Annotated in this window: 22 protein-coding genes; 5 read left to right on the top strand and 17 right to left on the bottom strand. The window is 35.5% G+C overall.

Translation table 11 applies throughout. The features are described from left to right. Positions 1-17 precede the first annotated feature (17 nt). Positions 18-710: a GntR family transcriptional regulator gene (locus ACECE_RS0213760; protein WP_010248187.1), complete on the bottom strand. Its 693-nt coding sequence runs from the start codon at positions 708-710 to the stop codon at positions 18-20. A gap of 63 nt (positions 711-773) precedes the next feature. After that, positions 774-2,153, bottom strand: coding sequence for a beta/alpha barrel domain-containing protein (locus tag ACECE_RS0213755; protein WP_010248185.1), 1,380 nt, complete (start codon positions 2,151-2,153; stop codon positions 774-776). Between the two features lie 160 nt (positions 2,154-2,313). On the opposite strand from ACECE_RS0213755, the gene ACECE_RS0213750 reads away from it, so the two are divergent. Then, positions 2,314-3,747 carry an ISNCY family transposase gene (locus ACECE_RS0213750; protein ID WP_010243494.1) on the top strand — a complete coding sequence of 478 codons (1,434 nt, stop codon included), beginning with the start codon at positions 2,314-2,316 and terminating at the stop codon, positions 3,745-3,747. A gap of 470 nt (positions 3,748-4,217) precedes the next feature. Next, positions 4,218-5,483 carry a methyl-accepting chemotaxis protein gene (locus ACECE_RS0213745; RefSeq protein WP_010248183.1) on the top strand — a complete coding sequence of 422 codons (1,266 nt, stop codon included), beginning with the start codon at positions 4,218-4,220 and terminating at the stop codon, positions 5,481-5,483. Between the two features lie 168 nt (positions 5,484-5,651). Here ACECE_RS0213745 and ACECE_RS0213740 read toward each other — a convergent pair whose 3' ends face one another. From ACECE_RS0213740 to ACECE_RS27540, 11 genes are all read right to left on the bottom strand, one after another. Then, positions 5,652-6,386, bottom strand: a complete 735-nt coding sequence (locus tag ACECE_RS0213740; protein ID WP_010248180.1) for an MBL fold metallo-hydrolase — start codon at positions 6,384-6,386, stop codon at positions 5,652-5,654. Between the two features lie 34 nt (positions 6,387-6,420). Then, positions 6,421-6,975 (bottom strand): ECF transporter S component, encoded by a 555-nt coding sequence (locus ACECE_RS0213735; RefSeq protein ID WP_010248178.1) that lies wholly within the window; start codon positions 6,973-6,975, stop codon positions 6,421-6,423. 85 nt (positions 6,976-7,060) lie between these two features. Next, on the bottom strand, positions 7,061-7,648 hold the full coding sequence (gene cobC, locus ACECE_RS0213730) for an alpha-ribazole phosphatase (protein ID WP_010248175.1): 588 nt from the start codon (positions 7,646-7,648) through the stop codon (positions 7,061-7,063). 31 nt (positions 7,649-7,679) lie between these two features. Beyond that, positions 7,680-8,444 (bottom strand): adenosylcobinamide-GDP ribazoletransferase, encoded by a 765-nt coding sequence (cobS, locus tag ACECE_RS0213725; RefSeq protein WP_010248172.1) that lies wholly within the window; start codon positions 8,442-8,444, stop codon positions 7,680-7,682. A 135-nt stretch (positions 8,445-8,579) separates the two neighbouring features. Continuing rightward, on the bottom strand, positions 8,580-9,236 hold the full coding sequence (locus ACECE_RS0213720; protein WP_010248169.1) for a CPBP family glutamic-type intramembrane protease: 657 nt from the start codon (positions 9,234-9,236) through the stop codon (positions 8,580-8,582). Between the two features lie 239 nt (positions 9,237-9,475). Then, complete coding sequence (gene cobU, locus ACECE_RS0213715; RefSeq protein ID WP_010248166.1) at positions 9,476-10,033, bottom strand: bifunctional adenosylcobinamide kinase/adenosylcobinamide-phosphate guanylyltransferase; 558 nt, start codon at positions 10,031-10,033, stop codon at positions 9,476-9,478. A gap of 22 nt (positions 10,034-10,055) precedes the next feature. After that, positions 10,056-11,108, bottom strand: a complete 1,053-nt coding sequence (gene cbiB / locus ACECE_RS0213710; RefSeq protein WP_010248163.1) for an adenosylcobinamide-phosphate synthase CbiB — start codon at positions 11,106-11,108, stop codon at positions 10,056-10,058. Between the two features lie 412 nt (positions 11,109-11,520). Next, positions 11,521-12,870, bottom strand: coding sequence for an aspartate kinase (locus tag ACECE_RS0213705; RefSeq protein ID WP_010248161.1), 1,350 nt, complete (start codon positions 12,868-12,870; stop codon positions 11,521-11,523). Positions 12,871-12,913: 43 nt separating this feature from the next. Continuing rightward, positions 12,914-14,167, bottom strand: coding sequence for a homoserine dehydrogenase (locus tag ACECE_RS0213700; RefSeq protein ID WP_010248158.1), 1,254 nt, complete (start codon positions 14,165-14,167; stop codon positions 12,914-12,916). Between the two features lie 14 nt (positions 14,168-14,181). Then, entirely contained in the window at positions 14,182-14,625 is a 444-nt protein-coding gene (locus ACECE_RS0213695; RefSeq protein WP_010248155.1) for an ACT domain-containing protein, read from the bottom strand. Positions 14,626-14,789: 164 nt separating this feature from the next. Next, positions 14,790-16,325 (bottom strand): HD domain-containing phosphohydrolase, encoded by a 1,536-nt coding sequence (locus tag ACECE_RS27540; RefSeq protein ID WP_010248152.1) that lies wholly within the window; start codon positions 16,323-16,325, stop codon positions 14,790-14,792. Between the two features lie 352 nt (positions 16,326-16,677). Here ACECE_RS27540 and ACECE_RS0213685 point away from each other — a divergent pair, with 352 nt between their 5' ends. Continuing rightward, the gene (locus ACECE_RS0213685; RefSeq protein WP_010248149.1) at positions 16,678-16,893 is read left to right on the top strand and encodes a heavy-metal-associated domain-containing protein; all 216 of its coding nucleotides are present in this window, start codon (positions 16,678-16,680) and stop codon (positions 16,891-16,893) included. Between the two features lie 13 nt (positions 16,894-16,906). Then, positions 16,907-17,995, top strand: a complete 1,089-nt coding sequence (locus ACECE_RS0213680) for a Gfo/Idh/MocA family protein (RefSeq protein ID WP_010248146.1) — start codon at positions 16,907-16,909, stop codon at positions 17,993-17,995. A gap of 67 nt (positions 17,996-18,062) precedes the next feature. On the opposite strand, the gene ACECE_RS0213675 is transcribed toward ACECE_RS0213680, so the two are convergent. From ACECE_RS0213675 to ACECE_RS0213660, 4 genes are all read right to left on the bottom strand, one after another. Further along, positions 18,063-18,428 (bottom strand): response regulator, encoded by a 366-nt coding sequence (locus ACECE_RS0213675; protein WP_010248143.1) that lies wholly within the window; start codon positions 18,426-18,428, stop codon positions 18,063-18,065. Between the two features lie 306 nt (positions 18,429-18,734). Further along, positions 18,735-20,234, bottom strand: coding sequence for a threonine synthase (gene thrC, locus ACECE_RS0213670; RefSeq protein ID WP_010248140.1), 1,500 nt, complete (start codon positions 20,232-20,234; stop codon positions 18,735-18,737). Between the two features lie 195 nt (positions 20,235-20,429). Continuing rightward, a complete protein-coding gene (locus tag ACECE_RS0213665) occupies positions 20,430-21,554 on the bottom strand; it encodes a patatin-like phospholipase family protein (protein ID WP_010248136.1) in 1,125 nt (374 codons plus the stop codon). An 87-nt stretch (positions 21,555-21,641) separates the two neighbouring features. Beyond that, a complete protein-coding gene (locus ACECE_RS0213660) occupies positions 21,642-23,558 on the bottom strand; it encodes an endo-1,4-beta-xylanase (protein WP_010248132.1) in 1,917 nt (638 codons plus the stop codon). A gap of 157 nt (positions 23,559-23,715) precedes the next feature. Between ACECE_RS0213660 and ACECE_RS0213655 the strand changes: the two genes are divergently transcribed. Next, the gene (locus ACECE_RS0213655; protein WP_010248129.1) at positions 23,716-24,210 is read left to right on the top strand and encodes an ISNCY family transposase; all 495 of its coding nucleotides are present in this window, start codon (positions 23,716-23,718) and stop codon (positions 24,208-24,210) included. The last annotated feature ends 30 nt before the right edge of the window (positions 24,211-24,240 follow it).

Genomic DNA, 24,240 nt, shown 5'->3' with positions numbered 1-24,240 from the left:
TTTTAATAATAGATACCTTACTTGCCTTCCCTTTCCATCAAAAGCTTATATGCTGTTTGGCATTCGACACTTGCGTTTTTTACATGTTCAGTAGTAAGTCTTTCTGCTCTTTCGGCATCCCTATCCGATATCGCCTGAAAAATAGCCTTATGCTCATCGAGCACCTTCATTGCCCTTCCAGGCGATCCGAAAGAAGCATTTCTGGCCTTTTGAACATAATGATGAAACATACTCAAAACATGCATAAGTGATCTGCTTTTACTGGTCCTAAATATTATCTCATGAAATTTCGAGTCAAGCTTTAAAAGATGCTCGGTATCATTTTTCATTGTATAAAACTCTTCAAGATCAATGGTCTCTTTGAGTTCTTTAAGTTCTTCCTGAGTAATGTTCTCGGCCGCCCATCTCGCAGCTAAACCTTCAATCAGCATTCTTATAGTATATATATCCTCAATATCTTTAGTCGAAATTCCATTAACAAATACACCTTTGTTTGGTATGGATTGAACAAGTCCTTCCAATTCAAGCTGCCTTATAGCTTCTCTTATTGGAGTCCTGCTGACTCCGAGTTCAGTACAAAGTTTTGACTCCGTAAGGCTGTCGCCCGGCTTATATACTCCATTTAAAATATCATTCTGTATATGGTTAAAAACCTTAGCCCTTAGAGAATGTAAATTGATTTCACTCTCATCATGTTCAATTCTTGCCATTTAGCCCTCCCTCTTTGCAGAGCACAATTATTATAAAATACTCTGTTTCATGGTAAACTTTTATTAAAGAACCAGGTCAAATATTTCCGGAGCCATTTTCCTAATAACCTCTTCGAGCTCATTATCGCCAATAGCTGTAACACGTCCATCCTTGTATTGTTCATCAACCCAGTCTTTTATCTTTACAACTCTTTCATCTCTTTTATCTATACGTTTGCTGCCATCCAATCCGAAATAGCTGTTTATCCAATGTGCTATTCCTGCAAGACCGGATGTTTGGTTGATAGCAACACCAACTGGTCTGTTAAGAAGCTTTGCTGTATCAAATATGTTATAGATTTCTTCATTCTTGAGAAGTCCATCAGCGTGAATACCTGCCTGTGTGACATTAAAGTTTCTTCCGACAAAAGGTGTCCTCGAAGGTATATGGTAGCCGATTTCTTTTTCATAATAATCTGCTATTTCAGTGATAACAGTTGTATCCATCCCGTCCGTAGTCCCTCTGATCTGAGCATACTCAATTACCATAGCTTCAAGAGGTGTATTTCCTGTTCTTTCTCCAATTCCCAGGAGTGAACAGTTTACACTGGAAGCTCCATATAGCCATGCAACAGCTGAGTTGCTTACAGCCTTATAAAAGTCGTTATGTCCATGCCACTCAATAAGTTCACTTGGGAAACCTGCATGGTGCCTCAGACCATATATAATTCCCGGTACACTTCTAGGTAACGCAGCTCCCGGATACGCAACTCCATAACCTAATGTATCACATGCCCGGATTTTTATCGGCACTCCACTTTCTTCTGAAAGTCTTCTGAGTTCTAGAGCAAAAGGCACAACAAAACCATAAAAATCAGCTCTGGTAATATCCTCAAAATGACATCTAGGCTTAATTCCCACCTCAATTGCGCTCTTAATAATGCCCATATAATGGTCAAGAGCTTGTTTTCTAGTCATGTTAAGTTTCTTAAATATATGATAATCGGAGCAACTGACTAAAATGCCGCTCTCTTTCAAACCCATATCCTTGGCGAGTTGAAAATCATTTTTTGTAGCCCTTATCCAGCTTGTAACTTCAGGGTATTTATATCCCCTCTCCTGACACTTGTAAACAGCTTCTTTATCCCTATCACTATATAGAAAAAACTCACACTGCTTTATTATTCCATTAGGTCCACTGAGCTTATGCAAGAGGTCAAAAAGGTGCAGAACCTGTTCTACTGTATATGGTGCCCTGGACTGCTGACCGTCTCTGAATGTGGTATCTGTTATCCATATTTCGTCTGCAGGAAACATTGGAACTTTTCTATGGTTAAAAGCACATTTTGGTATCTCATCATAGTTAAAAATCTCTCTATAGAGGTTAGGTTCTGCCACATCTTGAAGTGAATACTTGTATTGAGTTTGTTCCAGCGTATTTGTTTTCTTGTTGAACTCTATCATGTTCAAACCCCCTTAATATAAAAGAACTTTAGTTATTTGCGAAATGCTATAACGCTTGAATTTACTGCATTTCAAATTGATATTTTTATTGTTTTCCCCCTCTGCTTCTAGTAAAATATAGGTATCTAATCCAATTTTAAACAAGAGAAGGGGAAAACAAATGGTAAAACTTTATAAACAAATTTCTTTTGCTGACACATTCGAAGAATGTAAAGATGTTTTTCAAAATAATAAGCCAAAATTTCTTAAGCTACTCTCACAACATCTTGATTTATCTTCGCTTATACCACAGGATTTTTATTGGTCTTACCACAAAACTCTAGGGAGAGACCGTAAATATTCACTCTCTTCAATGCTTTCAGCATTAGTTCTGCAGAAAATTCTTGGCATTCCTACAGTTTCGCTACTCATTATTTTTCTTAATTTATGCCATGAAGCCCGTGAATTCTGTGGCCTTCCAGACGTCCCTCATAACTCTCAGTTTACACGGTTCAAACAAGATTTCGTTATTTACCTGGAAAACTTCTTTAACCACCTTGTAGATATTACAGAACCTATTTGCCAGGAAATTAACACTACTCTTGCATCCACTATCGCTTATGATACTTCAGGTATTGAAACCTTTGTAACTGAGAATAACCCAAAGTTCATAAATTCTATCATAAAAAAACTCAAGGCTTTCTACAAGGACAAGCCTGATGTCGATGTATATAAAATGGCTTATAGCCTTATGCCTTCTTCAGCCTCTGCAAACAAAGAAATCAAGCAACTCTACATAAACGGCTACTTCTGCTATGTCTACAAGTTTGGCATTATCACCAACGGCCTCGGCATTCCAAGACATATTGCCTTTTTGGATAGTGACTTCAAAAAGAAACATCCTGAAATGCACATTGAGAAAAAATCGGATTCTCCAGACGAAGATAAATCTATTAGTGATTCCAAATCCCTTAAACCAGTATTTGCAGACTTCTTTACTCTTCACCCGGATTTTAAACCAAGCACTTTCCTTGGTGATTCTATTTTTGATACGTGCGATACCTACACATTGCTCTTAGATGAACTCAAGTTTCAAAGGGCTCTAATACCTTTGAATTCCAGAAATTCAAACCCTAATCTTCCGCCTATTAAATACAATGATGATGGTTGGCCACTTTGCTCTAAAGATTCTTCTGTACCAATGAAACCAAATGGCTGGAGCCGAGAAGAAGGAAGAATCGAAAGATTCAAATGGCGGTGCCCACAGGCAAAACTAATTAAAGGTAAATGGGTTACTTCTTGTGATAACCCCTGTAATGGCAAGCCTTGCGGTCGTGTAACCTTCACATCTCCTGCCATGGATAAACGCATGTATCCAGGTGTGATTAGAGGCTCTGACGAATGGATTTCTGACTACAAAATTAGGACTGTAGTAGAAAAAAACATTCAATACCTTAAGGAGCCTATGGCCTGTGGTAATCTTAAAACAAGAGACAACCTAACTATTAAAGCAGATTTATATCTCGCAGGTATCACACAACTAATTACTGTAATACTTGCAGATAAAATTCATGAGCACAAGTATATACGTAGTTTAAAACCTTTAATCGCTTGATTTACTAACTTACTCTTGAAACTTATGTCTTATACATAAGCTTATTTGTGCTGTAATTTCATCAACAAGGTTCTGGTTTTTCAGTCAAATCACTAACATATATCCCTCTTAAGTTATCAAAGTCCATTTTACATCTCTTCTAACTTTTTACATCTGATTTTTTAAGTCATTTTGCAAATGCCTAATAAAAGAACTTTGTTATAAACATAAACTTTATTATAATTTTTACTAAGTTAATAATCCACTGTATATATGTATTTTGGTATTTTCGTATCTAAGTATTTATGTATAATTGTATACAATTATACAATCAAAGTCAACAACAAATTTAATTAATACTTCAAGGGTAAGATACAAATAATTCATTTTTTTAACAAAGAGGATTTTATCTATTTCTGTAGAATTATTAATAGTATATGCATATCTTTGGCCAGTAACTATTTCTCATTATCTATACTGGAGGTAAGAATATGAAAAAAATCGCACATAGACTTCTTTCATCATCAAGAACTTTACTTATATTACCGCTTCTTGTGGCTATAGTTTTTGCTATTATTGCAAAGATACTAAACAGTAATTGGACTTCAGTTTTACTTTTAGTAGTGTCCTCAGTTTTATCAAGTTTCCTAATGTACTTGATAAGCAATATTATTGTAAAAAAGAATTTTAAGTGTCTGGAAAGCGATATTAATTCAATTAAGCAAGGCGACTATTCTCATCTGGTTGACATCCAGAGGTGTTCAGAATTAAAAAATGTTGCAACTGGTTTTAATGATGTTCTTATGGACATAAAAAATTTGGTTCACAACTTTCATAATCTTTCAAGCTCAATTATGGAATCTTCTCATGCTGTCTGTGCCACAGCCCAGCATGCATCAAACGCTATGGAGGACATCTCAAAAACCATGGATGATATTGCAAAAGGAGCATCTGAGCAAGCACAATCAGCACAACATGGTGTTGAAATGGTGGATAACCTAAGTGAGCAGATTGATTTTGTATATGAAAGTTATACCAGAATAACCGAAGAGACTAGAAAAATAAGTGATCTGAACAATGTAGGTCTAGACTCAGTAAGCATTCTGCGTAATAAATCAAAAGAAAACAACGATACAGCCGAGAAGATATTTGCCGTAATTGAAAAGTTAACCAATACAACTAATGATATCGGGCTTTTCGTTGAATCCATTGAAAGTATAGCCGAACAGACAAACCTTCTTGCTCTGAACGCTGCTATTGAAGCTGCAAGAGCTGGTGAAGCAGGAAGAGGTTTCGCTGTTGTTGCGGAAGAAGTCAGAAAGCTTGCTGACCAGAGCAGAAAGTCAACCGAAGAAATCAACCTATTGATGCAGAGTATACAGGAAGAATCACAGTTGGCAATTCAATCGATGGAATTAATGAAAAAGATGTCACAGGAGCAAAATGGAGCTGTTAACAAAACAGATAGTGCTTTTAACGATATAGCTAACGCCATAACTTATATAGTAGGCAAAATCAATGAGGTTAATCAAGCTGTTTCAAAAATGCAGAATGACAAGATACAGGTTACTTCAGCAATAGAGAATATTTCCTCAGTTTCTCAAGAAACTGCTGCTGCCAGCGAAGAAGTCGCTGCTACCACAGAACATGAACTTTCAGCAATTTCTGAGATGACACAATCCGTTAGCAAGCTTGACGAATTAGTACAGCAACTCGACAGCAAGCTGAATAAATACCTTGTTGAGTTCAAAAATTAGCACAATCAAAATATTTTATTTATTCCCATAAACACAAGAAATGTAAAACAACCATAATTTCCTTAGTATAAAAAAGTGAGCTAATAAGTCTCACTTTTTTTATTTCCTTCTATAGAAATTCTTATATATTTAAATCTTTTCAATGTACTAATAATAATACAATAAACTTTAAATCTCGTAAGTATTTAGCAACCCTGCTATTTCAACATTAGAAAAGCTTTCCTTAGCCTCTGCAATGTGATTTGTCACATCATCTTCTGGCCAAAAATGTGTAAGCAGCAGCTTTCCAGCATTTGCTTTTTGGGCAACGATACCGCATTCCCTTGCAGTAAGATGTGGAACATTATCACTCTGCTTATCCTTAGAAAGCAAACCGGCATCAAGCATTATCAAGTCCGCCTCTTTTGAAAACTCAATAATAGATTCATTCCATGATGTATCTCCCGAATATACAAATCTCTTGTCACCTGAAGTTATTGACAAAGCATAACACTTAACCGGATGAACCATTTCCTTGAATTCCAACCTCATCTTCCCAAAGTTTAAAACCAATTCAGGTGTAATAGGATTCAAATTAAAAATTCCCAGAATATTGATTCTGCTAAATTCCTCTTGCGGCTGGGCTGGTGCATAAACGTCTATCGGCTTATTGCCAAACCCTCTGTTCATTTTTATCTGTACTGCATATCGCAGCACCATCATGTCGGACATATGGTCACTATGCAAATGAGTAAGAATAATTGCATCCAATTCCTCAATTCTTATAAACTTCTGCAAATTAGACAACACGCCATTTCCACAGTCTATCAAAATTTTTTTATCTCCTTCGGCTATGAGATATCCAGAACAAGCTCCTCCTGCCGAAGGAAAAGGTCCATTATTTCCAAGTATGGTGACTTTCATATTTGGCTACACCTCGCACAATGTTAATTATATTTTACTCCAATATGCGTTTTAAAACTTTTACTCTTACAAGGGATGTAGATACCAAGTACCCTGCCAAAGCACTGAGTCCCGCCTGTATTGCATTAAAAGGAAGTTCTAGCATAGCTGCTGCAAATCCAAATCTGGTGCTTAAAATAAAAGTTTCTCCTAAAAAGTATCCGGCTATCATAATCAAACAACCAATAGCTATAGCTACAATTCTTACTATCTCTTCCCGTATAACTCCATTGCTGCTAAACTTATATACAATAAATCCAATTATAAAACCTTCAAGTCCCTTAACAAGAAAAGTAATTGGCGCAAAGTATAAAGCCCCAAAAGCAATGTCTGCAAGAGCAGAACCAAATGCACCTGCAATAAACCCACTATTCTTCCCTAACAAAATAGCGGCAACAATTATAGCAGCATCCCCAATATTAAAAGGACCAACAGGACCTGGAATTTTAGTAAAATACGTAACTAAAAATACCATAGCTATCATTAACCCATCTAGTATAATATTCCTTATCCTCTTTCTGCTATATTCTCTTCCTGTAATGCTATTCACACTAATTCCTCCTAAAACATCACTATACCTATATTATTATTGGTATCTTAACGGCAGATATGTTATATGTCAAGATAAAATTCAACTAGCCGTTAAGCATTGTCAGCACACTATAACCATCTTTGATTTCAACTCTTGTTATGCTGGCATTATCAACTCTGAAACGCCAGGAACTTCCAATCCCCATATTCAAAAGATATGCAAGTATAAACCTTATCACACCTAAGTGAGTAACAATCAGGAAAACTCCATCTCCACCGTTCTTCAAAAGTTCATCAATAAACGCTGCTGCCCTATCATAGGCATCTTCAGCGCTTTCTCCATCCTTTATGCGGTATTTAACCCAATCGCTAACCCATTCACTGTATTCTGTTGGATACTGTTCTGTCAATTCCTTATATGTAAGATCGTCCCAAATTCCAAAATTTCTTTCCTTTAAGCCTTGAGAACACTTAATATCAAGCTTATAATCTTCGTTAATTATTTTTGCAGTCTGCATTGCACGTTTAAGCGGACTTGAATATATACCATCTATTTTAGTTCCTTTTAGCCTATCCCTTAGAAACTGAACCTGCTGGACTCCGTTTTCATTGAGTTCTGCATCCGTCCAACCCAAATATGTTTGCCGTTTATTGCTATCTGTCTCTCCATGTCTTACAAGAATCAACTCCAAATTTCATCTCTCCTAAAAACAAAGCAAAATCCTATATTTTAAGCACTACCTCCATAATATAAAACAAAACCAAAAAAGTCGTCTGATTTAACTCACAAACAGCTCCAAGTATATCCCCTGTCGCACCTTCTATCTTTTTTGTAAAGATTTTTGTAATTATTACAGCAGTTATCATCACAATAGCAGCCATTATTAGGCCTTTAACTCCATATATTGCAGAAAATATCACAATAGATAAAATACCTCCAAAAAACATTTCTTTCTTTCCGCAATGATCAATAAAGCTTTTGCCCAAACCTTCATTTTTTCTTGCATAAACAGATACACCTGCACCCATCAAGGAGCCAATCCTTCCTGCTACAGGAAAAAGCAGCAAGGCCTCAATTATATGTGGGTTTGTATTTAATTCTGTTAACAAAACATAATTAAGCAAAATAATACTCACAAGCGCAAGCACAGCATTTGTTCCAACTCTGCTGTCCCTCATTATTTCAAGAATCTTCTCCTTTGGCCTATTAGAATACAAACCATCAAAAGTGTCTCCCAAGCCGTCTAGATGAAGGCCCCCAGTCAACGCTATATAAACAATAACCAACAACACTGAAATAATATTTGCAGGCAAAAACAAGCTTAACAGCTTATAGACAAAACACATAAATATGCCAAGAATCAAGCCAACAAGCGGAGCGAATACTAGTCCTTTACCATAGTCTTTCTCACTGCATTCTATGTTTACAGGAACAGGTATTGAAGTAAAGAATTGAACCATAATAATAAACCTTTTAAAAATAACCACTTTTCCACTCCCACATTTTTTATAATATTCTTTTTTACTCAATGTCATAAACTTAAGGTTTCAAAAAAAGATGTCAACTATTTTTCAAACAAAAAGGTTGATGTCTTTTTTGTACACATCACGACAAATTGGGATTTATATTACTCCAATAATCAATAAAATCGCTCCTGGAAGGTTTAATAATGAATGCATAAAAATACTGGAATAAATATTTTTATTGTATTTTACATAAAAGGTCGTTAGTGCTATAGAAAGTGGTAAGTAGTAAAAAAATTCTTGCCACCTATATAAATGGATACAGTCAAATATAATAACTGAAATTATCATCATAACAATCAAAAATACTTTTCTGTGCTTAGGCACAAAACCAATCATTGACTGTCTAAACGTAATCTCCTCTATAACAGGACCAAATATGGTCATCATTATACAAGAAAGTATGGGCGGTATAGAACTTGCTACTTTTCCCATGTTTTCAGTATTCGTTGTTATGAAATTTTTGCTGACAAGGAATTGAAACAAGTAGGCTAACGCAAAAGAAGTCACAATCCAAATTAACAAATTACAAAAGAATTTTTTCCAGCTTTTAACGTCTTCTCTGAGCCTATTCCAATCTTTTGTCAAATTTTTGTGCCATATCAAAATAACTAAAATAAATAAAACTGCATACACAATAAATGATGCCCATTCCTGTGATATACCGTTACTAACAAGTATTTCCCATAATCCAAAATTTATAAAAAAGAATATTGCTATCGTTACAATAGACTGAACCATTACTTTTCTATTCACGATTCGTTAGCCCCATAAATTCAAATTTGTATATCTCTATCTGTACGCTTCTTAATTATATCAACTAGTCAGCCGAGTGTCTACAAAATCTGACATTTTTCCTGTTTCGGTCAAGACTTCCTTAAATTAGAAATATCCAGATCTTTTCTAACTAGTCAATTGAACGCATGGATAAATCTGCCGTTATTGCCTAAACGATGCGCTTATTCTTTGCCTACAGTGTACAATATTCTTTTTTACTATTTGATTTTCACAGGAATGCCCGATACACATAGATATACTTCATCAGCAGCTGATGCAAGAATTTGGTTAATTCTCCCTGCGATGTCGCGAAATATCCTTGATAGTTTATTCTCAGGTACAATTCCCATTCCAATCTCATTTGTAACCAGAATAAAAATTGCATCCTTTTCCTTAACGGCTTTTAAAACCTTTTCAATTTGTACCTTTACCGAATCTTCAACATAATCTATTTCATTATCTGAAGCTCCATCCCAATCTATAGAAGCTTCGAGCATAATATTCGTTATCATTATCGTTATACAGTCAAGTAAAAAAACTACGCTGTCACTTTTCTCCTTTGCCAAATGCTTGTCTATATCCTTATAAGCCTCCACTGTCTTCCAGTTCTTTGGTCTTTGTTCAATATGCTTTTTTATTCGTGCCTTCATTTCATCATCGAAAGGTATAGAAGTAGCTATATATACCACATCACATTTACAATCTTTTGCAAGCATTTCTGCAAAGGTACTTTTGCCGCTCCTTGCACCTCCGGTTACAACAACTAACCGTCCCATTAATAATAACTCCTTTTCATTCTTAGATAATCTGCAAAATAGCAAAAACCAGTAAAAATACTAAACTAAAACCAACCAAACCCAAAATTGCAGCAGCATACATCATGTTGATTGTATTTGATATATCTCTTAACTCAGCTGTTCTTGTGCTATCTCCTATAATCGGTTTATCTACTATATCTCCAAAATACAACCCTGAACCACCCAACCTTATTCCAAGCGCACCTGCAACTGCTGCCTCAGGATAACCCGAATTCGGATTATGATGCTTTCTTTTATCCCTTTTCATTATTGCAAAACTGCCGGATGGGTCCTTACCGGTAACAAAAGCACCTACAACAAATAATATCCCGGTAATTCTCGCCGGGAAATAATTTGCCAAAACATTCATCTTTGCACAAGCCCATCCAAAACGCTTGTGTTTATCAGTCTTGTAACCTTCCATTGAATTCAGAATATTAATTGTTTTGTATAGATAAACCAATGGCGCTCCCACTCCAAATATAGAGCCAATTACCGAATAAAAAATAGGTGAAATAACTTTTTCAGATGTATTCTCTGCTGTTGTTTCAACTGTGCCTCTAATTATATCCTGCTCATCCAGATGTTCTATTTTTCTACCTACAATCATCGCAAGAATATTTCCGGCCTTAAACACATCCCTATCCTTGAGAGCATCAAGCACTTTAATGCTTTCAGCTGCAAGTGACCTTGCTGCAAATGCAGAGTACATAAAATATATGTTTACAACATGATATGCAATAGGATTAATCAAATAAGCAACCAGAGTCACCCCAGATACAATTACAGTAACCATTACAACCATAATAATTGTAAAATATATACCTGCCATTTTTTCATTTCTATTGCTCATTACACCACTATGAACAAAATCGTCCCCTAGTGCCTTAATTTTCTTATTAGAAAACGAATCAGAAAATTTTCTGAAGCCCGTTTCTACTGTTTTTATCAGCCATTTGATAAATTTTACCGGATGAGGCATCCATTGTGGATCTCCAATAAATATATCAAGTATAAAGGCAATAAAAACATCCAGCAGCAGGTATAGGCTCATTTTAAATGTCCCCCTTCTCATACTATACAATTATTTCAAATCTTTAATTTCACATAAACTGTAAAATTCGAAGTGTGCAGAAGTCAAACTACAAAAATTCCTATAAACAATCATTTTTTCGTCTATATTTAAATTATATCACTTTTCCCATTAAATTCATTATATATATTTTTGATTATTTCTGCAAGTTGAGGTTTACTTACATCCTACGCAAACTAGCGCGTTATAAGGAAATAAAACACGCCTCAATTAATTATAGTGTAGTTAACAGAAGAATTATAACATACTTTAGTCAATAAATAAAAAAATATCACAAAAATAGTGCTTCTTAACTACCCAGTTAAAAAGCACTACTTTTTATATTTTACTTAAAAGAATGCTTTAGGAATGCTATTCGTTACCAATTCATAAATTAATTGAAAAACTCATTATATAAAGCCTTAACAGCGTTAACATTGTCAACTGCCTTCACACCAAACATCATGCTAACCTCTGAAGATCCCTGGTTGATCATCTCTATATTTACACCTGCTTTAGCAAGTGCATTTGTTGCCCTCGCTGCAATACCTACAGTCCTCATCATTCCTTCACCGACGATCATAACCAAAGCCGAACCACGCTCAATTGTTACATCATCAACATTGAGTTCATCTTTAATGCGATTAATTAATCGTTCGTCATTAACTTTATCCAGCTGTTTTTCCTCAACAATAATTGAAATATTATCAATTCCTGAAGGTGTATGTTCGTAGGACAATCCTTCATTTTCAAGTATATTAAGAATCTTTCTTCCAAATCCAACTTCTCTGTTCATCATATACTTACTTACATAGATAGTACAAAATCCTTTACCGCTAGCTATTCCCACTACATGGTTATCTTTTAGCTCACGTGTTGGTGCTATCAGTGTTCCTGGTGCTGATGGATTGTTGGTATTTTTTATGCAAACAGGAATTCCCATTCTATATACAGGCTCAAGAGTTTCCTCATGCAGCACTGAAAAACCTGCGTATGAAAGTTCTCTCATTTCTCTGTATGTAAATACAGGTATTGGTTTCGGATTATCCACAATACCAGGGTTTGCTGCAAATACTGAATCAACATCAGTAAAATTCTCATACAAATCAGCTTTTATAGCTGCAGCCAAAATTGATCCTGTTATATCTGATCCACCACGTGGGAAAGTTACTACATCGCCATTTTTTGAATATCCGAAGAAACCTGGAAATATCATTATACCTGATCTATCTCTAAGGCTTTTGAGATTTTCATAGGACTCAGGAAGCACGCGCGCATTTCCAAATTCATCACTCAATAATAGCCCTGCATCCTTCGGGTCAATATATTCAGCTTCAATTCCCATGCTCTTAAGATAAGCAGCTACAACCTTAGCACTATTATCTTCGCCAGCAGCCTTAAGAGTATCCATAAACATTCCCTGATTGCTTCTGTCTAAACTTACACGTCTACGTAAATCATCTGAAATAACCTTTACAATATCATCCGACAGGTTAAGCTCTTTTGCAATTTCTGCATATCTTTCAATAACAGCATTTAGTTCTGCTTCTGCGCTTCCTTCTTTAATACACTTTTCAGCAAGTGCTATCAGAAGATCTGTTACCTTTATGTCTTCCTTAAAACGTTTGCCTGGAGCCGATACAACTACCAAACGTCTTTCAGAATCTGAAATTACAATATCACATACTTTCTTAATCTGCTCTGCATTTGCAAGAGATGTTCCTCCAAATTTTGCAACTTTCATAATACAACCTCCAAGATTTAATTTAAAGTTTACCTAATGTATTTTATTCTTCCAGCATTCTTATGGTGTTTACAACTTCCCTTATAGCTTTTGATTTCCTAAGTGCTTCAAACTTTTCGAAATGTTCTTTTTCTGAAAAACTGTCAGTTACAAAAGCCACCTCATTTTTATCATTAACTTTCAAAGGCTTAAGCCATTCTACTTGATCATACAATGAGTTCACAAGTTCACTCGCTTCGCCTTCACTCTCAACTTTCAGCCTGACCAAATATTTTGCCTTTGACTCCATAATATCCATCATATTTGAGCTTTCACTAACATTCCAGTCATAACCTCCACAACTTCCCCAATGCTTGACTATCTCAATAATATCAGCTACCACAGCACTTGCTGTAGGAAGTTTTCCCGCACCACGTCCATAAAACATAGCTTCTCCAATAGCATCGCCTTTTACCACAATGGCGTTAAAAACATCTTCTACGTTGCAAAGTGGACTATCTTTACCAACTATGGCGGGGCTGACTCGTGCAACAATCTTATCCCCGATTTTCTCACTTATGGCGATAAGCTTTATGGATGAATTTAAACTTTCTGCATATTTCATGTCATTAAGCGTCAATTTTGTTATACCCTCTGTATAAATATCCCTATAATCCACAAACTCATTGTAGGCTATAGATGACAAAATAGCAATTTTTCTGCAGGCATCATGTCCCTGTATATCAGCAGTTGGATCAGCCTCGGCATATCCATTTTTCTGCGCCTCTTTGAGCGCAACCTCAAAGTCCTTTCCTTCTCTTTTCATTTGGCTTAAGATATAATTTGTCGTCCCGTTCAAAATCCCAATAATGCTGTAAATCTCGTTTGCAGCTAGACAACGGTTCAATGGCCTAATTATAGGGATCCCGCCTCCAACACTCGCTTCAAAAAGGTAGTTAATATTATTTTTCTTTGCAAGCTTTAAGAGCTCCGGTCCATGAGATGCAACCAGTTCCTTATTTGAAGTCACTACGTGTTTTCCAGCTTCTAGAGCCCTTTTGGTATATTCATATGCAATTTTTGCTCCGCCAATGGTCTCTATAACAATACTAATTGATTCATCATCAAAAACATCTTGTGCATTTTTTGTAAGAAGTTCCTTATCAGGACAAGTATCATCAAAATCTCTAATGTCCAAAACCTTCTTAACTTTTATTTCCTTACCTGCCTTTTTGGATATGCTGGCACTATTCTTCTTGATTATCTCAACAACACCGGAACCAACAACACCATAACCTATAACAGCAACATTAATCATAAAGTAAGCCTCCTCTACTCTCTTGCAAGGATTTCATGTCTTCTGACACCATCAATCCTGCTTATTTCATCCATCAGCACATTTATATCGCTTATCATACTATCAGTCTCTATTGAAATAGTTACATCAGCCAACCCATTTATAGGAATGTTCTGATTAATAGTCAGGATATTGGCCTTCGATTCTGCAATTCTGTTTATGATACTTGACAATATACCTGAAAAATCCTCTACTACGAAAAAGAGTGTCATAACCCTTCCTCTTGATGTTTCATAAAACGGGAACACATAATCCCTATATTTGTAGAATGCACTGCGGCTGATACCCACTTCCTTTACAGCATCATTAACATTCTTTATTGTGCCGCTGGAAAGTATTTTTTTCACCTCAATAACCTTAATAAAAACTTCTGGCAGTATCGAAGCATTAACCAGATAATACTTGGTAACGTTATTCATTCTTTCCTCCGTGTCCACCTTCCGTGTACAGATGTGTTTCTACTGTGTAATATTAACATAGATCAACTGTTTATTCAATAGTTTTTTGCTTTTTTACGCATTTTTAAAGGGATGCCCATTTAAGGTTATCCCTTTAGAATCCAAATTAAATTAAACTACAGCGTCTATTCAAAGTTTTTAATAATTTGTTTTTCATGTGCTTTGCTCTCGATTTCACCCTGGAGCAAATCAAAATCCTCTAGTATAATTAGAAACTTTTCAACTACTTCAGAGTCAAACTGTGTACCTGCATTTGACGCAAGTTGTTTTTTTGCTTCTTCCAGATGTAGTTTTGATCTGTATTTTCGATCTGAAGTCATAGCATCAAATGCATCAGCAACCGAAATTATCCTGGCCAGAAATGGAATATCGTCACCTTTGATCCCCTCCGGGTATCCTCGACCATCTAATCTTTCATGGTGGTACATTACAAGAGGCACTACATCCCTAAACATTGACACCGCGGAAAGTATATTGGCCCCCTTTGTAGGATGTTTCTTTATTTCTTTATATTCCCTGTCATCAAGCTTGTCGGTTTTGAGTAAAATATCATCAGCCGTACCGATTTTACCAATGTCATGGAATATTCCTCCAGCATTTAGCTTATTTATATCTTCAGTCGGGAGATTAAAAGCTTCTCCGATTTTCACTGCATAAAATGCTACTCTATCAGAGTGACCTCTAGTATACTCATCCTTTGCATCAACAGCAAGACGTAATACCTGCACTGCATCCATATACCTTTTCTTCAACTCGGAATACGTTCTATCCAGTTCATCATTCTTAATATTAACCATAGAGTGTAGGAATACGTTATTAATAGAGGTAGCTGCCTGAGTGGCATAAAGCTCCAGAAGCTCTATCTCATCATCATACTGTTCAGATTCAAGATAAATCACGCCTTCAGTCTTCAAAAGCGCACTCTTACTGATAAGTGGAAGAATTACTCCTTTATCTAGCTTTACCGACCGTCCCAATATTTTAGCGCTTCCGATTGCTTCCATAGCTTTATGATCCAGTGTTCCCAAAAGCTCTTCAAGACTTGTATCATATTTACCAACACCTTTAAAGAAGCTCTTTTTATTACTATATAGCCCAATAAGATCATCTATAAGTATAAAAGCATTCTCACTTTGAACAAAGGGCATAATCTCCAATAAGATATCCCCAATTATAGAACCTATTGATTGCAATTGATATATCTTAGGTACAGAATCCAGTATTCTTTTTAAACCATCTCTAAATTTCTTTATTGTCCTTTTTTGTGAAATTGACTTTATGGCTGATTCAATAAGCAAAATCAACTGATCAAAGTTGTCCATCTTCTCACAATATGCTTGTATTTCAAGTGACTTTATTGTCTCTAAAGGAGGGGCTACATCTTTATAACCCGTTAAAAGCAATATGTATAGGTCAGTATCAAACTCCCTTATTCTCTCTACAACTGCGTCTCCCTGTATGGGATCCATAAGAAAATCTAGCACAAGAAGGTCATAGTGTTCATTTCTGATACTTTCAATAGCATCCAGAGGATTATTTATTCCAATATACTCATATCCCAATCGCTTAATAATTACCGAAAGAGAATCCAGGATACCATTGTCGTCATCGACAACAATTATTTTGTATTCAGATTGTATTTTAACATTATTTTTTCTCACACTACAGCCTCCCTTGCATTTTCTGAAATAATCTCAAAATTGTAAACCCAGTACTTCTCTTATATGTTACTTCTATATTTACCATAATATAATTTGCAAATTGACAGACATATCACTAGTGTATATATCGGTATTTTTTTCTTATTTATAACAAGTAAATTTATTTCAGCATACTTGTTACTGGCAATCTAAAAAAGTACTGATATTTCGAATAATAATGTTTTAACACGGAATACTAGAAACAATGAAATAATATCTTCCGCTAGATTTACACTTTATGCTTTATTTACCAAAAATAAAGCATAGCTGAAATATTACTTCGGATTTAAAAATCACAAAGGAGGAGTTTTCAATGAAAGCTAACAAATTTATTGTTTCAGACTTAGACGATAGCAGCGCAATTCCCGCAATTAAGCAGTCAATAGCTTCTCATGACGGAATAAATGCAGTAAGAGTTGATATGCAGGCAAGTACAGTAACGGTTGATTATGATGAAGCTAGATATAGTGAAAAAAATATTCAGGACTTTGTAACTCAAGCAGGGCTTACTGTAGATAAAGTTCAATAGCTGGAGGAAATACATGAATACAATTCGTTTAGGTATAATCGGAACAGGTATGGCGCTAGAGCGTCTTCACTACCCAGCTTTACAGGAGCTTGGAGACAAATACAAAATTGTTGCATTATGTAATAGAACCCGTAAGGATGCAGAAGCCTTTGCAAGCAAGATAAATCTTGATCTTGGCAATGTCTATGATGACTATAATGAAATGCTGTTAAGAAACGATCTTGACGCCGTAGATATTCTTGTACCAATTGAATTAAACTATACTGTATCAGAAGCTGTTGCAAAAGCAGGTAAAAACTTTATTTGTGAGAAGCCGATGGCATCTAATATGGAGGATGCAAAGAAATATCTTACGTTATCAAATAAATACAATATAAAAATAATGATCGCAGAAAATTATAGGTACAATGATGAAAACAATAAAATACGAGATATCGTAAACAGTGGAAAAATCGGTGATCCAATATATTTCATCAGAAACAATATAGCCTGCTTCCCCTGTGAAATGATTAATAATACTTATGCTGCAACAGAATGGCGGCAACACCCAAAATATTTCGGCGGCGCATTCTTAGATTCTGCACTTCATGATTTTGCGGGCTTAAGACATATATTTGGTGCAGTTGAATGTGTACAGGCGTTTGGCAAACCCCAAAAGGAAGATTTTAATCCTTATGTATCAGTAAATACCAATATCCTGTTTAAAAATGGTGTAATTGGCCAATATACCTATTACCCTTCCGGAATAGAAACCCAAAAGCCCCCTGTAGGCTTAAGGATCTTTGGAACCAAGGGTGAAATATACCTGGAAGATAAGACCTGCGGCATCATAAATGTTTCATACCATGATGGGAAATCCGAACAGATAGGATTTACCCCCGAACGTGGCTACTACAATGAACTTTTGAATTTCTACAATGCCTTAAACGGAACCGAGCAGATATCTGTTACTCCTGATATTGAATTTGGTGATGTGAAAATGGTATTTGACATTCTTGAAGCTGTATCAAAAAGGGAAATACGTTATGTAGATGTTCCAGTTCCAATTGTTGAAACACCTCATGGTGAACATGAAAATCAACGTCCATCGTACTTTCAATAAATTTTATAAGGACGGTTCTTTCTCCCTTCGGCTGACCGAAGCAAAAAAGAACCGTCCTTTTGTTTTTCTACAATTTTATTCTTTTTAAGCTACTCTCAACTTCATGCCTATTAAAGGGTTTGGGTATGTAATCTACTGCCCCTTTATTTATTGCCTTGTTAATAATCTGATCTGATTTAACTGCAGACACCATTATTATCTTGCTCTTAGAACTAACTTCTAATATCTTGCCAATCGTTTCAATGCCGTCCATTCCAGGCATTGATACATCAAGAGTTACAACTTCAGGCTGAATTTCTTCTGCTTTTTTTACAGCGTCAAACCCATCTTCAGCAAATTCGATGTTTTTATAGCCAATTTCCATTAAAGTATTACCAAGAAGCTTTCGCATAAAGAACGCATCATCAACTACCAAAATCTTAGTTTTCTCCATCCCTCTACACCTCTACTTTCAATACAATAACATTTTTTCTAAATTATTTACATACAAAAAGTGAAAGTACTATATTTAGAATACTTAAAACATAACTTTAGCCAGGCTGAATGGCGAGCAGTAATTTTTTAGTAACACTTTGTTTTAAAAATATTAGAGTTCAAACAGATGAATAAAATAATAGACAGTACATTAGCTGTTAAGAGTTAACGAACAGTAAAATGAAATCCCAATTTACCTAAGCACAAGCCCGTCAATTTGTTTCAGTTTTACTGTTCGCCCCTATAATATATTATAAATGTTCAATTAAACGTTCAGAATTCCCTTTACGATATTCTTCATATCAGATTTCTCACATATTGCATTATGTTTTACAGGTTTTTTGTCTAAATCCTTTAAGCCTACAGGTATACTCAGTCCACACTTGTCCGCCAAAACATCCAATAGTTGAAATTCACTCTTACCTTTCACAGAGTCATTTCCGAAAATAGACTTCACTACACTCTCATTAAATTTGAATGGACTCGCTGTTGAAACAATAACTGTCTTTGTAATATCTCCTGTAGAAATTACATACTTATCATAAACATCAACCGCAACAGCAGTATGAGTATCTATTACATACTTGTATTCCTTGAAAATAGCTTCTATAGTTTTCATAGTTTCATTTTCATTAGAATATCCAGCCCAGAAAACCCCTGAAATTTTCTTCTTAGTCACAGGGTCAACAGAATACTTTCCATCAAATTTTAATTTTTCCATCCACTCATTAATCAGCCATGTATTTCGGTCGGTTACTTCATAAAGCAGCCTTTCAAGATTACTGGAAATCAGTATATCCATAGATGGAGATATAGTCTTCTTAAAGTCTCTATTTCTATCATATACTCCTGTTTCTATAAAATCAGTCAAAACATTATTGTCATTTGAGGCACATATAAGCTTATTTACCGGAAGCCCCATTTCCATAGCATAGTAAGCTGCTAAAATATTCCCAAAATTACCTGTTGGTACAACAAAATTAATCTTTTCTCCAAGTTGTATTTCTCCGTTTTTCACCAAATCTGCATAAGCAGAAAAATAATAGACTATCTGAGGAACAAGTCTTCCCCAGTTGATGGAATTAGCCGAAGAAAATTTATAATTTGCCGATTCAAGTTTTTCTGCCAAACCGGAATCAGTAAATATCTCCTTAACACCATTTTGGGCATCATCAAAATTACCTTCAACAGCTATTGAATGCACATTGTTACCCTCTTGAGTAACCATTTGATACTTTTGTACTTCACTAACACCCTTATTAGGGAAGAAAACAATTATTTCAGTCCCGCCAACATCTTTAAAACCTTCCAATGCAGCCTTTCCAGTATCCCCAGATGTAGCAACAAGTATCACAATCTCACTGGTTTCGCCTGTTTTTCTGACTGCCTTAACAAGAAAATGAGGCAGGATTTGAAGTGCCATATCCTTAAATGCACAAGTTGGGCCATGCCATAATTCAAGAACATGCACATTTTCATTCAGCCTGTAAACCGGAGCTATTCTATCGTCCCCAAACTTTTCAGTTGTATATGCGTTATAAACACAATCTGTTATTTCCTGATCAGAATAATCTGTTAAATATTTTTTCAGTATATATACAGCTCTATCCTGATAACTCATTTCAACCAATTTATTTATATCATCCAAGGTCATCTCAACACGGGCATCAGGTACAAACAATCCCCCATCAGGTGCTAAACCTCTCTTAATTGCTTCGGCAGATTCTAGAGATTTTAATCCCCCACGCGTACTTTCATAGTGCATTTTACTTCCTCCTAATTCAGTAAAAATCTTAAATCGCATTAACTATATAAAAACTATATCCAAATAAATGCATAAATTAAATATTTTAATTATTCTCAAAAAACGCACTGCTTCTTATAATAATATAACAAAACTAATAAAAAATAAAGCAAAATTTCAAGAGACAGTTTCCCATGAACTATACGTTTTATTTTGTCAATAGAACCTAGCTGTTAGCAAATATCTTATTCTGCCCAATATACTCAGTCTCTCCATATTCTTCATATGGATGAACTTGTTGAACACATGAACAGCAGCCTTTTTCCCTGAATTGTACAAATAATCCTTCTCGTCATTATCTAGATCAAAGTCCAAAAAAGAAACTTTGGAAGTGTCAACTGAAATAAAAAAACAATTCCTGCAGTTGAATTTTTGAATTCCAGTATCGTGCGTTGCAATCATGAAACCTTTAAGGATATCAAACGGGCTAAATAGCTTGTTTTTATGACTTCCGCCACTTAGTCTGCATCCGATTATCGGTCTTCTATAACACGAACCAATGGTCCACATCGGCAAATTGTCCAATACCCCTCCATCAATTATGTAATGCTTTTTCGTCTCATTTCCGATCTTGGCACTAATCTCTACTGGCTTAAAGGCAAACGGGACACTTGAACTCATTCTTACAGCCTTAGCCACTTCAAGGCTATCAGGATTTATACCATAATACGCCATATCATCCGGCAATACAATAACCTTACTGCGTTTAGCATCAACTGCTGTCATTCTCACCTTATATCCCATCGGATTTACGGCGTCTGCAACACCGCATCTTAAATCGGCAAAAGTTCTGATTCCCTTTCTTGCCAGTAATTTATATACCCATTCTTCCAAGAGGTCTCCATCATAGAGACATCCTTGTTTACTGTACTTAATTATGTTTTTTAGGAAGTTTCCTCTACAATTATTATAATCAGCTTCAAAATCCATGTCAGCTTCCCTTGACAGCATATCATATTTCAAGTTCAGGAATTTATATATACTTTTATCTTCAAACCGCGTTTTCGTGCAAAACTCCATATAACTTTCAACTGCCGGTACCTTCTTAACTATCTGCTCCACATCGAATTTACCGAAATCGAACTCATAAAGCTCTTTCTTCAGCTCCTCAGAACAATAACCTGCTCCGATGCAAGCACCTACAATAGCACCTGCTGAAACACCCGAAATATTTCTAAAACTTATCCCTCTTTTTTCAGCAACTTCAAGAAGTCCAACATATGCAATACCCTTTATTCCACCACCGCCTAACACCAGGTTTGCACTCAATTTTATATCCATTTTATAAAAATCTCCCCAGATAATACTCTACATATAATAATATTATCTGGGGAAATTAAATAGAATTTTTAAACTAAGAAATATCTATTATTCCTCTGCAGGAAATTTCTCAATCATACCAAGCAACTTACTTCTCATCCAGCCATAATCTAATGAGTTTATGCTGCCATCTCCATTCACATCAGCAGCTATAAGTCCATCATTACCTGCTGGGAAAGAATTACTCAAACCAAGTAAATATTTTCTTACCCATCCGAAATCTATTGAGTTAACCGCTTTATTTCCATCTACATCCCCAATTACTATAGAAGAAGGAGTAGGAGTAATTTTAGGCGTCGCTGTAGGAGTTACTGTAGAAGTTGCGATTGGAGTAATGTTTTTAACAATAGAGTAAAAAGCAGGTTTTGCTTTATATTCTCCATTAAATAATAACGGATAACCACCAAGCCAGCTTGTTGCATCTGTTACACCCCAAAATACCAATGCAGTTATATTTAAACCTTCCTTCTTTAAAGCAGCAATTTTAGTAATAAACTGTTGATAGCGTTCAGCCTGTCTTTCCAAGCCTGACGCACTATTGTCAGTATTTTTAATATCTATCTCAGTAAGTTGAACTTCCAGTCCCAAGGAATTATATTTTCTAACAGCATTTTCAACCATACTTATACTTGGATATTCCATAATCCAGTGTGACTGCATACCCATACCGTCTACCAAACCTTTAGCTTTGAGGTTTGTCAATATATTTACAATATAGCCCATTTTCTTATCTTCATATTCGTTATAATCATTGTAGAAAAGTTTGCAATCCGCCGGAGCATATTTTCTTGCATATTCAAAAGCTTTAACTATGAAATCTTCTCCAACTGTCTTCATCCATAAGGAGTTACCTGATGTCTTGTTGTTTGAACCAGGATTTCTCATACCAGTTGAAGTATTAGGATCAACAGCCTCATTTACAACATCCCACGCATAAAAATTAACAGTCGGATACTCTTTTTTAATAAGTTCCATTACATTTTTTATATAGTTTTCCAGTCTTTGAAGCATAATTTCTTTTGATACCCATGGAGCAGATTCATCTTGTGAATAATTTTCCCTAAAGAACCAGTCTGGAGTTTGTGCATGCCATACCAGAACATGACCTCTTACTGGAATGTTATTGTCTCTGGCAAAATCAAGCAGCGTTTTTGCTGCTCTTAGACTGACCTGAGGATTGACCTGATCACCTGGATTTGCTTCCAAATAAGCTATAGTAGCGTTATAGTCAAGTACAGAATCAGGTTTTAATTCATTTCCAAAGGTTATACTATTATAATGTTTTAGGAAAAGTTCTTTACCAGGCTTTGGCGCAATTTCACCTGCTGCTGCTGCACCACCCACTTTAAAGTAACCTGAAAATACATCTTTCAAGCTTGCAATGTCTTTCTCAATTTCAGGTAAAGTTGCAGGCATTGCTACAAAGTCATCAATGTAAAAATCCAACAAATCCTGAGTGCTTGGAGATGATTTCCACTCTGTTTCTACATAGATTTTTACGTCTTTTGCATCAAGGGGTACTGTAAGCTGTCCCTCAAGCAAAGTCCATGTTCCCTTATTTACAGCAATTGTTTTAATATTTTTATATACATCTGCCCCATTGTTATATTGCAGCTGTAAACTAAATCTTTGACTACTGGCATATGAATCGCCTACATATTTTAGATAAACTGACAATGTGTAAGTCTCACCTAATGTCAGAGTCTCTGATTTATCAGCAATTGCACCATTCCAAGTTTGAGTACGATTACTTATCTTTACGCTGCTTGTCCCTGAGTGAGCTTGCTCTGTGCTGAGTTCTACGGTTTCATCACCTCTTGGTCCCCAACCGCTTATACCTGTTTCAAAATCATCGTTGATCAAATTACCGGCAGACACATCTGCAATTGTTGTAAAACTTCCAATGATACTAACAGCCGTTATTACGCAGGCTGTCAAAAGAGTTGCTAACTTTTTCTTTAACATGCTTATCCCCCTAGAATATTTATTTTTAGTTATTTGCGAAATGCTATAACGCTTGAATTTACTGCATTTCAAATTGATATTTTTATTGTTTTCCCCCTCTGCTTCTAGTAAAATATAGGTATCTAATCCAATTTTAAACAAGAGAAGGGGAAAACAAATGGTAAAACTTTATAAACAAGTTTCTTTTGCTGACACATTCGAAGAATGTAAAGATGTTTTTCAAAATAATAAGCCAAAATTTCTTAAGCTACTCTCACAACATCTTGATTTATCTTCGCTTATACCACAGGATTTTTATTGGTCTTACCACAAAACTCTAGGGAGAGACCGTAAATATTCACTCTCTTCAATGCTTTCAGCATTAGTTCTGCAGAAAATTCTTGGCATTCCTACAGTTTCGCTACTCATTATTTTTCTTAATTTATGCCATGAAGCCCGTGAATTCTGTGGCCTTCCAGACGTCCCTCATAACTCTCAGTTTACACGGTTCAAACAAGATTTCGTTATTTACCTGGAAAACTTCTTTAACCACCTTGTAGATATTACAGAACCTATTTGCCAGGAAATTAACACTACTCTTGCATCCACTATCGCTTATGATACTTCAGGTATTGAAACCTTTGTAACTGAGAATAAACCCCAAAGTTCATAAATTCTATCATAAAAAAACTCAAGGCTTTCT

It is taken from the genome of Acetivibrio cellulolyticus CD2 (genome assembly GCF_000179595.2).
In the GTDB taxonomy this organism is placed as follows: domain Bacteria; phylum Bacillota; class Clostridia; order Acetivibrionales; family Acetivibrionaceae; genus Acetivibrio; species Acetivibrio cellulolyticus.
Note: the sequence above shows the minus strand (reverse complement) of the source record. Positions and strands in the feature narration are given on the sequence as shown.

Bases quoted from the DNA above. Each gene is read 5' to 3' on its own strand.
- ACECE_RS0213760 (WP_010248187.1), bottom strand. From the start codon at position 710: ATGGCAAGAATTGAACATGATGAGAGTGAAATCAATTTACATTCTCTA.
- ACECE_RS0213755 (WP_010248185.1), bottom strand. From the start codon at position 2,153: ATGATAGAGTTCAACAAGAAAACAAATACGCTGGAACAAACTCAATAC.
- ACECE_RS0213750 (WP_010243494.1), top strand. From the start codon at position 2,314: ATGGTAAAACTTTATAAACAAATTTCTTTTGCTGACACATTCGAAGAA.
- ACECE_RS0213745 (WP_010248183.1), top strand. From the start codon at position 4,218: ATGAAAAAAATCGCACATAGACTTCTTTCATCATCAAGAACTTTACTT.
- ACECE_RS0213740 (WP_010248180.1), bottom strand. From the start codon at position 6,386: ATGAAAGTCACCATACTTGGAAATAATGGACCTTTTCCTTCGGCAGGA.
- cobU (WP_010248166.1), bottom strand. From the start codon at position 10,033: ATGGGACGGTTAGTTGTTGTAACCGGAGGTGCAAGGAGCGGCAAAAGT.
- cbiB (WP_010248163.1), bottom strand. From the start codon at position 11,108: ATGAGCCTATACCTGCTGCTGGATGTTTTTATTGCCTTTATACTTGAT.
- ACECE_RS0213705 (WP_010248161.1), bottom strand. From the start codon at position 12,870: ATGAAAGTTGCAAAATTTGGAGGAACATCTCTTGCAAATGCAGAGCAG.
- ACECE_RS0213700 (WP_010248158.1), bottom strand. From the start codon at position 14,167: ATGATTAATGTTGCTGTTATAGGTTATGGTGTTGTTGGTTCCGGTGTT.
- ACECE_RS0213695 (WP_010248155.1), bottom strand. From the start codon at position 14,625: ATGAATAACGTTACCAAGTATTATCTGGTTAATGCTTCGATACTGCCA.
- ACECE_RS0213685 (WP_010248149.1), top strand. From the start codon at position 16,678: ATGAAAGCTAACAAATTTATTGTTTCAGACTTAGACGATAGCAGCGCA.
- ACECE_RS0213680 (WP_010248146.1), top strand. From the start codon at position 16,907: ATGAATACAATTCGTTTAGGTATAATCGGAACAGGTATGGCGCTAGAG.
- ACECE_RS0213675 (WP_010248143.1), bottom strand. From the start codon at position 18,428: ATGGAGAAAACTAAGATTTTGGTAGTTGATGATGCGTTCTTTATGCGA.
- thrC (WP_010248140.1), bottom strand. From the start codon at position 20,234: ATGCACTATGAAAGTACGCGTGGGGGATTAAAATCTCTAGAATCTGCC.
- ACECE_RS0213665 (WP_010248136.1), bottom strand. From the start codon at position 21,554: ATGGATATAAAATTGAGTGCAAACCTGGTGTTAGGCGGTGGTGGAATA.
- ACECE_RS0213660 (WP_010248132.1), bottom strand. From the start codon at position 23,558: ATGTTAAAGAAAAAGTTAGCAACTCTTTTGACAGCCTGCGTAATAACG.
- ACECE_RS0213655 (WP_010248129.1), top strand. From the start codon at position 23,716: ATGGTAAAACTTTATAAACAAGTTTCTTTTGCTGACACATTCGAAGAA.